The sequence below is a fragment of the Zarconia sp. genome (genome assembly GCF_057467645.1).
In genome coordinates this window covers 1-11705 of sequence record NZ_JBRJXU010000125.1, presented here as the reverse complement: position 1 = coordinate 11705, position 11705 = coordinate 1, and the positions used below count along the sequence as shown (strand labels likewise).

The 11705-nt window shown below is 51.7% G+C and carries 7 protein-coding genes; 4 read left to right on the top strand and 3 right to left on the bottom strand.

Features of this window, described 5'->3' with window-relative positions:
* Window positions 1–340: 340 nt before the first annotated feature.
* The gene (locus tag AC2215_RS19495; RefSeq protein WP_486811672.1) at window positions 341–661 is read left to right on the top strand and encodes an ISAzo13-like element transposase-related protein; all 321 of its coding nucleotides are present in this window, start codon (window positions 341–343) and stop codon (window positions 659–661) included.
* Window positions 662–778: 117 nt separating this feature from the next.
* Here AC2215_RS19495 and cobN read toward each other — a convergent pair whose 3' ends face one another.
* Window positions 779–4975: a cobaltochelatase subunit CobN gene (cobN, locus tag AC2215_RS19490; protein WP_486811671.1), complete on the bottom strand. Its 4197-nt coding sequence runs from the start codon at window positions 4973–4975 to the stop codon at window positions 779–781.
* 533 nt (window positions 4976–5508) lie between these two features.
* On the opposite strand from cobN, the gene AC2215_RS19485 reads away from it, so the two are divergent.
* The gene (locus AC2215_RS19485) at window positions 5509–7467 is read left to right on the top strand and encodes a hybrid sensor histidine kinase/response regulator (RefSeq protein WP_486811670.1); all 1959 of its coding nucleotides are present in this window, start codon (window positions 5509–5511) and stop codon (window positions 7465–7467) included.
* Between the two features lie 105 nt (window positions 7468–7572).
* Here the strand turns inward: AC2215_RS19485 and AC2215_RS19480 are convergent, their stop codons facing one another.
* Window positions 7573–8172 carry a hypothetical protein gene (locus tag AC2215_RS19480; RefSeq protein ID WP_486811669.1) on the bottom strand — a complete coding sequence of 200 codons (600 nt, stop codon included), beginning with the start codon at window positions 8170–8172 and terminating at the stop codon, window positions 7573–7575.
* 139 nt (window positions 8173–8311) lie between these two features.
* Here AC2215_RS19480 and AC2215_RS19475 point away from each other — a divergent pair, with 139 nt between their 5' ends.
* Together AC2215_RS19475 and ftsH4 are read left to right on the top strand one after the other, a co-directional pair.
* Window positions 8312–8443, top strand: a complete 132-nt coding sequence (locus AC2215_RS19475) for a hypothetical protein (protein ID WP_486811668.1) — start codon at window positions 8312–8314, stop codon at window positions 8441–8443.
* A 160-nt stretch (window positions 8444–8603) separates the two neighbouring features.
* Entirely contained in the window at window positions 8604–10463 is a 1860-nt protein-coding gene (gene ftsH4, locus AC2215_RS19470) for an ATP-dependent zinc metalloprotease FtsH4 (RefSeq protein ID WP_486811667.1), read from the top strand.
* A gap of 279 nt (window positions 10464–10742) precedes the next feature.
* On the opposite strand, the gene AC2215_RS19465 is transcribed toward ftsH4, so the two are convergent.
* Window positions 10743–11666: a sugar phosphate nucleotidyltransferase gene (locus tag AC2215_RS19465; protein ID WP_486811710.1), complete on the bottom strand. Its 924-nt coding sequence runs from the start codon at window positions 11664–11666 to the stop codon at window positions 10743–10745.
* Window positions 11667–11705 lie beyond the last annotated feature (39 nt).

Genomic DNA, 11705 nt, shown 5'->3' with positions numbered 1-11705 from the left:
GAAAACTCATATATCCAAATGCTTCGCCCTCCAGGGGATATAGAGATAGAAAAATGCTGCTCGCGACGGTAATATTTTACGATCGATATTTTTGGATGGGTTGATGCGCGATCGCAGTGGTGTCAACTCAAGATACTACTGTATCAATGGGTTCTCCGATCGAGTCGCAGAGCGATCGTGTAAGAGATTTACAGACTTTCCCACACACAATCACCCACCCCCAGCCCCTCCCAAGAGGGGTGTCAGACTTGAAGAAATGCTATTTCCAGTTTCTCTAATATGCTTGTTCCCCTCTTGGGAGGGGTTAGGGGTGGGTTCGCATTTAGGCTTTATTAAACGCATGGTTCATTTTGCCCAAATGAGTGGACTCTCAATTCACTTGATTTACTATCCCCCTTATCACAGCAAATATAACCCGATTGAGCGTTGTTGGGCGAGCTTGGAGAATTATTGGAATGGTACGATTCTCAAGTCCATTGAGGATGCCCTTCTCTGGGCCTCGAATATGATGTGGAAGGGAGTCAAGCCAACGATCGAACTGGTTGAGGGCACCGAAGAAAAAAATGTCACGGTGCCCAAGGATGAGTTAGCACCTGACAAACAGCACTGGCACTGCTGTGAAATCTTACCCAAATGGGATATCCAGATTCTCCCCAACTGACTGGTATCTTATTTTTTGGCAGATCCCTTAGGACAGTCCGATCTAACATGAGCGTATCTTTCTCCCCCTGCTCCCCCTGCCCACGGTCACTTGTGTCAAACACGCGACTGAATATGGCTAACCCCCCATCGTCGATTCGATCGCCCCTTCTGCGTGCAAAACGATCGCCCTCAACTCCTCCAACACCTGCCCGCTTGCCGACTGCCACAACCCCCGCTGATTCGCCTCAAGCATCCGTTCCGCCATATCCCGCAGCGCCCAGGGATTCTTATTCTGGATGAACTGTTGCACCTCTTCATCCAATAAATACGCCTGCGTCACCCCTTCATATATATAGTCCTCCACGCATTGCGCCGTCGCATCGTAGGCAAACAAATAATCCACCGTCGCAGCCATTTCAAATGCCCCCTTATACCCGTGGCGCATCACCCCGGCAATCCATTTGGGATTAATCACCCGCGATCGATACACCCGCGCGATTTCCTCCTTTAAATGCCGCACTTTCGGGTTTTCCGGTACCGAACTATCGCCAAAATACGTCACCGGATTCTCCCCGCGAACCTTCCTCACCGCTGCCGTCAATCCCCCCTGAAACTGATAGTAATCGTCGGAGTCGAGTAAGTCGTGTTCCCGATTATCCTGGTTGTGCAAGACAATTTGCATTTCGGCGAGGCGACTTTCAAAGGCTTCCGGGGCAGATACCCCCATCCCCCTTCCCGTATAGGCGTAACTACTCCAATTCAGATATGCCGTGGCTAAATCGCGATCGTCCGTCCAGTTTTGCCCTTCAATTAACCCCTGCAATCCCGCGCCGTATGCCCCCGGTTTAGAACCGAAAACTCGATAGCGCGATCGAACTTTTGCCGTTTCCTCCGGCAATCCCAATTCCTGCCACCGTTGCGTTTCTGCTTGTACTTGCGCCGCCAGGGGGTTAAGTTCCGCCGGTTCGGCTAAATCTGCCACGGCTGCTACTGCCGAGTCGAATAAATCGATGAGATTGGCAAACGCATCCCGGAAAAAGCCAGAAATCCGCAGCGTTACATCCACCCGAGGGCGATTCAAGATTGCCAGGGGGATAATTTCAAAGTCCACCACCCGGCGAGAAATGCCATCCCACACCGGCTGTACCCCCAGCAATGCCAGGGCTTCGGCAATATCGTCGCCTCCCGTTCGCATCGTAGACGTTCCCCACACCGAAAGCCCCAGGGTTCGGGGATACTCGCCATTTTCCTGGGTATACCGTTCGATGAGAACCTCCGCAGCTTTGCGCCCCACCTCCCAAGCCGTTTCCGTGGGGATGGCGCGAATATCCACAGAATAGAAGTTTCGCCCGGTGGGTAATACGTCAGAACGCCCCCGCGTCGGCGCGCCAGAAGCCCCACTGGGAACGAATCCACCATTTAAACCGTGGAGGAGATTAGTTATTTCGCCGCTAGTTTGTTGCAACGCCGGCAGGAGAGTATCGCGTATCCAGACAAGTTCGGTTTCGATATTTGGCGCAGGTGAATCTGTCAGGGCAGTAGGGGCAAAGCATTTGGGCGATAAATCCTCGGAAAAACTGCCATTCAACAATCCAAATGCTTCGCCCATTTCCGTTCCAGGGGTTGCAGGCGTGGTAGGCATTGATGACGCATCATCATTTTCGATCGCCTCTACTGCATCTCCAACAGTTTGCCATTTCTCATCGGTAATGGGTTTGTCTGCCAGAATCCCCTCCACTAATTCCGCAGCATAAATTTCGATCGCCTCAACAACTTCCCTCACCGTTCCCCATTCCCCATTCCCCATTCCCCATTCCCCATTCCCCCCCAACGGATCGATATCCAACTCCCAATCCTTAGCAATTGCCCGCGTCAATCCCATCCGATTCTCTCCCGGCGAACGAGCGATCGCAACAATTAAATCCCGCAGTTGCCGCCCTTGGGGACATTGCCCGAAAATATGCAACCCATCGCGAATTTGGGCTTCTTTGAGTTCGCATAAATAGCCGTCGATCGAGGTGAGGAGGGTGTCGGTGGCTTCGGTATTGGCGATTCCCAAATCCCGATCGAGATTCTCCTGTTTCAACAACCCAATAATGCGATCGCCAATTATCTGCAATCGCGCCGGATCTAAACTTTGGGCTTCGTAATATTCATCCACCCATCTCTCCAGTTGCGACAGAGAACCGTATAACTCCGCCCTTGTCATCGGTGGCGTCAGATGATCGAGAATCACTGCCTGGGCGCGGCGTTTGGCTTGGGAACCTTCCCCCGGATCGTTAACGATGAAGGGATAGAAGTGGGGCATCGCCCCCAATGCCACCTCCGGATAGCAGGTTTCGGATAAAGCGATACTTTTCCCCGGCAACCATTCTAAATTCCCGTGTTTGCCCACATGAACGATCGCCTGGGCTTGAAAGTGCGATCGCAACCAATGATAAAACGCCAAATATTCCGGTGTCGGTTCCAAATCCGGGGCGTGGTAGTTCAAACTCGGATCGCGATCGTATCCCCGGGAAGGCTGGATTCCCACAAATACATTTCCCAGTTGAATGCCGGAAATGGGAATAGGGGTGTCTTCAATCTCTCCCCAACGCTGAATAATCCCCTGGCGTACTGCTTCCGGTAGCGTTGCAAAATACTCTCGAAATTCTGCTGCGGAAACTGACTGAAAAATCGATCGCCAGTCTCGACTTTCGAAATCGTTGGTTACTCCAGATGTAAGGCGAGAAATCAATTCATCTCCCGTTTCGGGAATCCGATCGAGTTGATACCCCTCCCGTTGCATCCCTTTGAGAATTTCAACGCAACTTGCCGGCGTATCCAACCCCACCCCATTTGCCAATCGCCCGTCTTTATTGGGATAGTTGGCTAAAATCAGGGCAACTTTTCGCTGTTCTGGGGGAGTTCGCCGCAGGTTTACCCAGTTTGCCGCTAAATCGGCAACAAATTCCACCCGATTCGGTAAGGGTTGATAGACAACGACAGCAGTTTCGAGGCGATCGTTCCAAGTTTGTTCGCCTTTGAAGGAAATCGCCCGACTGGAAATTCGCCCGTCAACTTCCGGCAAGGCAACATTCATCGCCATATCTCGCGGTGTCAATCCCATCAACTGCGACTCCCATTGTTCCTGGGTTCCGCCGCTGAGGATGACTTGGATTACCGGAACGTCGGGGAAGCCGGAAATCGGGCCAAAATTTCGATCGGGGCGATCGTACTTGCCAGCTTGGTTAGGAGACTCCGCGTCAATCTTCCCCTTGTCCCCTTGTCTCCTTGTCCCCTTGTCTCCCCCTCCCCTTGTCCCCTTGTCTCCTTGTCCCCTTGTCTCCCCCTCCCCTTGTCCCCTTGTCTCCTTGTCCCCTTGTCTCCTTGTCCCCTTGTCTCCCCCTCCCCGCGTCCCCGCGTCAATCTTCCCCTGCCCGATCGCAAATCCAGTGGTATTGAGAATCAGTTGCGCCGATTCGAGGTACGGGGCGAGTTCCGATCGCACGTCCAAATCTCGCAGGGAAGACACGAAAAGGGGAACCGGTTCTAGCTGCCGTTGCGCTAGGGCATCGCAGAGGGCAACGATGGGGGCGGTGTTGCCGGCGAGGTAGTGGGCGCGATAGAAAAGGATGGCAACTCGCGCGGATTTCGTATTGTCTGAGTTAACGTCAGTCGGGCAAGTCGCGAGAAGGGGAGAATCTGCGACTAAAGGCGACAATTTGGCACCCCATTCCCCATTCCCCATTCCCCTTTCCCCTTTCTGAATTCCGCGCTTCCAATTCTCCCTTCCCCATTCCCCAACGCCCAAAACACCCACGCGCGGTACGGCAACGGGTAGCGGCGGATCGTACTCGAATCCCAAACAAGTATCTGCCAGAAAGAGGAGGGCATTGAGGGTATTGTCAATACCGCCTTCGATGAAATAGCGCCAAAAACGGTTCGCAACGGTCAAAGACACGGTAGAATGACCCATTAGGTCGGGATCGGGGCGATCGTCTCCTGGAAGGACGATTAAATCTGCCCCCGTCTGACGCACTATTTCTTGGGTGACTTCCAATCCGTAACTCCAGTACGATCGCCCCCCCAAAATTCGCAAAACGATAACGCGGGCGCAGCGCAAAACCTCTTCGGCGTAGGTATCGATGGCAAGTTGCTGCTGAAGTTGCAGTAGGTTTGCCCCGCGCAATTGAGGAAAGTTTTTCGGTAGGCGATCGCTGGCGGTGGCGAGGGTTTGCAAATCTGTATCGGCGGCTGTCAAAATGACAATCGGAGCGGGAGTTTGTTCGACAAAAATTACCCCATCGGTTTGGGGATTCCAGCCTCCAGGAGTCGCAGCTAAACGATGCATAAGGGATTCGATGGTGCGGGTTGATTTGAAATCATAATTTTAGATGATCTTTTGCACTTCTAAAGCTGGGTCACCGTATCATAGCGATCGATTTAGAATTCAAGTCAACCTTTGGCTTTGTTACAACTCTTTATGTAAATTTGCGAATAGAGATTTAAGCTTGACAATTCGTTAACGCTTTCCGCTCGATCCACCACCCCTACCCCATGGAAGATTCTAATTTCGTCATTTCCAGCCGAAGGTTACGCTGGCAAACGTTCGACAAAATTCGGAATCTTTTGTATCAAATGATGCCAATCGATCCGAGTAAATCGGTGGTGGTTTCTGAAGAACAGTTTCCGGAAGAAGAAACACAAAACCGCAAATTTATGGTTTTGGTTTCCGAGCCATTTAGTGCCCTACTGATCGGAGAATGTCTGCACGGCTCGCTCGATTTATATTGTAATGTCGGACTCTCTTTCGAGAATCACGCTATTGAAAAATTTTCTCTCGAAATTAATCTCAATTCGACAATACGAAAAACGATAAAAAAAATGCTACAACCTAATAATGAAATTCTTCAAAGTGACTTTACCCTCTCGCTGGTTGAGGTCCTTGATTCTGAAGAAGAGGAGGCAATCGAGTCGCCTTTAGAATATCCGTCCGTTTCGGTTTGTAAACCGGTTGAAGATGCCCTCACCCAGCATGTTGAAAAAGAGCGCTTACTCAACCAAGTGACGGCAAAAACCTACCAAAGGCTAAAGTTACCGTCAATTCTCGGCAGTACCGTCGAGCAGGTTCGAGAATTTTTAGATGTCGATCGACTGGTAATTTACCAACTCAACGGCTATTCTCATCAGCAAAATGGAATTAGAGAAGATGACTTCCACCATACCCTGGATTATATCACGTACGAAGCCAAAAAGTCTTTCAAAATTCCATCTCTACAGCAAGAACGAGAAATTTTCAAGCTGGGTTTAGTCAGTCAATATCGAGATTTATACCTGCAAGGATTTACCTTAGCGGTAGACGATACCGAACTAACTTACGCACAATCTCCCCAACTGGTGCAAGCCTTAAAAAAAGCAAAAATTCGATCGCAATTCATTGCCCCTATTATCGTCCAAGAGCATCTTTGGGGTTTATTAATTGCTCACGAGTGTCTCGAATGCCGTCATTGGACCCAAAGCGAAAAAGATTTCATCCAACACATTACCGAACATCTGGGGGTTGCTATTTATCAAGCCCAACTTTTCGCCCAAGTTCAACAACAAAAGCAAACCCTAGAACAGCAGGTGAACGAACGCACCCAAGCCCTGCGAGATGCGCTCATTTCCGCTCAAGCGGCCAATCGCTTTAAGAGTGAATTTATCGCCACCATCAGCCACGAACTGCGTACGCCCCTCACCTGCGTTATCGGCATGTCTTCTACCCTATTGCGGTGGTCGGTGGAATCCTTAAGCGATAAACAAAAACGCTACATTCAAACGATTTACAATAGCGGCGAACATTTACTCGAACTCATTGAAGACCTGCTCGATTTTTCCGAACTCGAATCGGGTAAAACCATCTTAAACGTGAGTGAATTTTCCCTAACGCAACTCGCCCATCAGAGTTTGCGAATGCTCTCCGATCGCGCGGCAGTAGACGGTGTAGAACTCGATTTAAACCTCTCCATCGAACCCCAAAGCGATCGATTTCGCGCCGATCTCGGGCGCGTCCGCCACATCCTCTTCAACCTCCTCAGCAACGCCGTCAAATTCACCCAAACCGGCGGCAACGTCATCCTACACCTGTGGCGAGAAGATAACGAAGCCATCTTGGAAGTGGAAGATACCGGCATCGGTATTCCCGAAGATCGGAGATCGCTGCTGTTTCAATCCTTCCAACAACTCGATGCCTCCTACAACCGCCAGTACGGCGGCGCGGGATTGGGATTGGCTCTCACCAAACAACTGGTGGATTTGCACGGGGGACGCATCGATGTCGAATCCACCGTGGGAGTGGGTTCCAAGTTTACCGTCCGGTTGCCCTCACAGCCGGCGCTACTCAGCAACGATTCCGATCGAGCTGCCTCCAAACCCTCCTCAGCTTTCCCACCCATCAACGCCGTTACTCAAGGACATATCGTCCTCATTGCCGATCGCGAAGACGATGCGACCCTCATTTGCAATATTCTCACTACGGCTGGGTATCAAGTGGTTTGGATGATCGAAGGGTGTACGGCCCTCGATAAAATTCAACTGCTGCAACCGGCTGTGGCGATCGTCGATCGCGGTTTAACGGGAATGGACGGCCGGGATATCATTACCACCCTGCGATCGCTACCCGACATGCAATCCCTCAAAATCCTCCTGATCGACGATTTGAATACCCCCGAAGCCGAAGCCAGCTGTTTGGCAAGCGGGGCAAACGATTGCCTCGGTAAACCCATGGAACCGGAAGTGCTACTGACAAAACTGATGGCGTTGTTCTCGACGGCAACTCCCGAACGCGAGCGATCGGAGCAATAGTTGCAATGTGTTGAAGGGAGATCGGCATTTTCGATCGCAATTTTCAGTTCGCTCGAATTTTGACGATGGGATACGATCGCGATCGTCAATTCTCAGCCTCGAACATTACCCTCTTGCAATCCAGACTAAAAAACTCAAGACGCGAGCGACTGGAGGAACGGGATAATCTGTTAGATCCACCGTCACGGTGCTGTTTTCTAACTGGAGAAATCGCCAAGCCGTTCCCGTACTCACGCAGCCGTAAACACTCGCAATTTTCTGTTGATAAATTTGATTGAAGCGCTGTGCGGCAACCATTTCGGCTAAACACTGACCCATTCCTCGCTTGAGGTCATCTTTTTTGGCTTCTACAACCACCAAAACAGGAGCTTCTACCGCAATTTGCTCCGGTGACTGACTTAAGAGAAAGTCACAAGTTCCATTCAGTCCGACTTCGGATTCTACATTAAATTCTTCACCTGAAAAAACACTAACTTTTCCCTCTAAGACTTGCTGAACTTCCAATAAAATTGGATTAATAATCGCCTCCGAACGCGCTTTTTCATTCCCGACCGCAATCGCCCAGGGAATACCGCGTTTCAGGGTTTCCTGTAATAAATAACTCGGTTCGATAATGGGAAGCTCTGGAAAAAAACGTTTTCCTTCAATAGTTTTCAGATTAAAATCTTGTTTGGCTTTCGACCAAGTGAATTCCCGATAACTCATACAGGTAACTTCCCTCTCCTGTGCCATTTTTGAAGTGCGATCGACGCGCCATACCCCATGCTTGAGTATTTTATCGTTGTTCGTTGGTGCTGCAGGCGATATCCGTACCGGTTCGAGGTCGGCTGTTGACCGATTCCGATTGGCAAACAAGTCTCGAAACCTATCCACGAGCAGCGATCGAGAAATTGCCCCCACCGATAAAGTCCACCCCCACCCTTACAAGTACGGCGATCGTCACTCAACCGCCACGGGGGTTTATGAGACAATGTAATAAAAGTTAATAGAAACGTTAATTTGAACTCGATCGCCAACGTTCAATAACACTCGGCAATCCCACGTGTTTCGATTGCGATCGAACCCGACCCACTCAAAACATTATTCATCTCCATCTCGGATTTCTGTTGTTTCATTCACCATGAGTACCCCTAGACATGAGTATTAAAGATAATCCCAAACCCCCCCGCGCTCAATTTATTATTAGTCTCGTTCTGTGGGGCATTACTGGATTTTTACTTCTCAATCTATTAGCCCCCCAGTTCTTTGGACCGAAAATCCCGCAAGTTCCTTACAGTTTATTTATTGATAAAGTCGAAGACGGTCAAGTCGAGCGAGTTTATATCGAACAAAATCAAATTCGCTACCAACTCAAAAGCGAAGACGGACAACCCGGACAGGTTCTATCAACTACCCCCGTTCTCGACCTCGAACTGCCCAATCGCCTCGAACAAAAAGGGGTAGAATTTGCTGCCGCACCGCCGCCAAAAAATCGCTGGTTTAGTAACATTTTGAGTTGGGTCATTCCCCCGCTGATTTTCGTCGCCATCTGGCAATTTTTCCTCGGACGAGGCGGTGGCGGACCCCAGGGTGCCCTCTCGATTACCAAGAGTAAAGCCAAAGTTTACGTTCAAGACGACGAAACCAAAATCACCTTTAACGATGTGGCCGGCGTTGAAGAAGCCAAAACCGAACTCGCCGAAGTCGTTGAATTTCTCAAAACCCCCGATCGCTTTACCAAAATTGGGGCGCGCATTCCCCGAGGCGTACTGCTCGTCGGACCTCCCGGAACCGGTAAAACCCTGATGGCGAAAGCCGTTGCCGGGGAAGCGGGCGTACCGTTCTTCAGCATCTCCGGTTCCGAATTCGTCGAACTGTTCGTCGGGGCGGGTGCCGCGCGGGTGCGGGACTTGTTCGAGCAAGCGAAGAAGAAATCCCCCTGCATCATCTTCATCGACGAGTTGGATGCGATCGGTAAATCTCGGGCTGGCGGCGCAGGTTTCGCTGGGGGCAACGACGAACGGGAACAAACCCTCAACCAATTGCTCACAGAAATGGATGGCTTCTCCGCCGGGGATAGCACTGTCATCGTCCTGGCAGCCACCAACCGCCCGGAAACCCTCGATCCCGCCTTGCTGCGTCCCGGACGGTTCGATCGTCAGGTATTAGTCGATCGCCCCGATTTAGCCGGACGGTTGAAAATTTTGGAAATCTACGCCCAAAAGGTGAAACTGGGCGAGAATGTCGAACTCAAAGCGATCGCCACTCGCACCCCCGGATTTGCCGGCGCAGACTTAGCCAACCTCGTCAACGAAGCCGCACTCCTCGCCGCGCGGGAAAAACGGGACAGCGTCACCCAAGCCGACTTTAACGAAGCCATCGAACGAGTCGTCGCCGGATTGGAGAAGAAAAGCCGCGTCCTCAGCGAAAAAGAGAAGAAAATCGTCGCCTACCACGAAGTGGGACATGCCCTCGTCGGCGCGCTCATGCCCGGAGGGGGAAAAGTGGCGAAAATCTCGATCGTCCCCCGCGGAATGGCCGCCCTGGGTTACACCCTGCAAATGCCCACCGAAGACCGTTTCTTGATGTCCGAGTCGGAACTGCGCGACCAAATTGCCACCCTCCTGGGGGGACGGGCCGCTGAAGAAATTATCTTCGGCAGCATCACCACCGGCGCCGCCAACGACCTGCAACGGGCGACGGATCTCGCCGAACGAATGGTCACCACCTACGGCATGAGCGATGTATTGGGGCCGCTGGCTTACGAAAAGGGTTCCCAGAATAACTTCCTGGGACAAGAGATGATGAACCCGCGCCGCAACGTCAGCGATTCCACCGCCCAAGCCATCGATCGAGAAGTGAAAGACATCGTCGAACACGGACACCAGCAAGCCCTCGACATTCTCAAGAAAAACCGCGATTTGATGGAAACCATCGCCCAAGAAATCCTCGATGTGGAGGTGATTGAAGGGACCAAGTTGCAAGAGTTACTCGGCAAAGTTGAAGCCGTTCGCTAAGGCTTTTGGGGTGTGGGGGGGAGTGAATGGACAATGGACAATGGACAATTGACAATGGGTCAGTTGCGACGCTGAACTCCCTCTCCCTTATCGTCCTTGTCGTCCCTGACTCCAAGGAGGGCACTAGCGTTAGCGCAGCCATGCGTGAGGGCTATAGCCATGCCGTAGGCTATAGCATTTGGATTTGTCAGGTTTTGTGGCAACCAAGATTAATCGCCCAAATGCTTGTGCCCCTACAGACCCTACCTCCTCTGCCCCACAACCCCAGCGCCTCGGGCGCTATTTTTTTTGCGCGTTTTTTGAAGAAAAGCCCGATGCCCCAAAATCGATCGCCGTTTGACGGTAGGTTTCGGGAATGCCGAAATCGAAGCATTGCCCTCGTACCACGTACCCCGTCATCCCCGCATCTCGACAGAGTTTCTCCAAGCAGGAGGTGAGCTGAAATTCTCCCCCTTCCCGGAAATTATCGGTAATGTGTTGTTCTAAGTAATCGAAAATTTTCGCGTCTAACACGTAAATCCCGAACATCGTCAGAAACTCATCCTCTCCCAACCCCTCAACCCGTAAGTGCTGCCGCGCGTATTCCAGGGCGGGCTTTTCCGCAATCTGAGTCAGGGATAGCGCGATCGCCTCTTCACCCTCCCAGGTTCCCGTCGCACAACCGCTGAGGTGGATGGTATTTCCCGGCATCACCCGCAGTCCGATGGTGCTACGTCCGGTGCGATGGTACGCTGCCACCATCTGAGCGGCGCAGGATGTCTCGGTATCGGCTGCGTAAATATGGTCCCCCAGCAGGAGCATAAACGGCTCTTCTCCCACCCAATCTCGAGCACAATAGACCGCATGACCGTAGCCATCTTGGGTGGTTTGTTCGAGCAGTACGACGCGCTTCCCGATGTCTTGCAGGTACTGGCTGTATTCGCGCTGGTGGGGTTTGAGCTTTTGCCACAGTTGGGGTTTCGGGGGGGCGTGAAACAGGGCTTCAAATACGCTGCGATCGCCCGGTTGGACGACAATTCCCACTTCCTCAACCCCCCCGCTGAGAGCTTCTTCGACGATCGCCACGATGGCCGGTTTGGCTCGTCCTTCGGCATCGACGATGGGAAGTAATTCTTTTTTCACCACTTGGGTGGCGGGAAACAGGCGAGTCCCGAATCCGGCAGCGGGAACGATCGCTTTACGAGGGCGAGGTGCGTTAGTCATTAGTGATGGGGGAGAGGGGGAGATGGGGAGATGGGGAGA

Bases quoted from the DNA above. Each gene is read 5' to 3' on its own strand.
- AC2215_RS19495 (WP_486811672.1), top strand. From the start codon at position 341: ATGGTTCATTTTGCCCAAATGAGTGGACTCTCAATTCACTTGATTTAC.
- cobN (WP_486811671.1), bottom strand. From the start codon at position 4,975: ATGCATCGTTTAGCTGCGACTCCTGGAGGCTGGAATCCCCAAACCGAT.
- AC2215_RS19485 (WP_486811670.1), top strand. From the start codon at position 5,509: ATGCTACAACCTAATAATGAAATTCTTCAAAGTGACTTTACCCTCTCG.
- AC2215_RS19480 (WP_486811669.1), bottom strand. From the start codon at position 8,172: ATGAGTTATCGGGAATTCACTTGGTCGAAAGCCAAACAAGATTTTAAT.
- ftsH4 (WP_486811667.1), top strand. From the start codon at position 8,604: ATGAGTATTAAAGATAATCCCAAACCCCCCCGCGCTCAATTTATTATT.
- AC2215_RS19465 (WP_486811710.1), bottom strand. From the start codon at position 11,666: ATGACTAACGCACCTCGCCCTCGTAAAGCGATCGTTCCCGCTGCCGGA.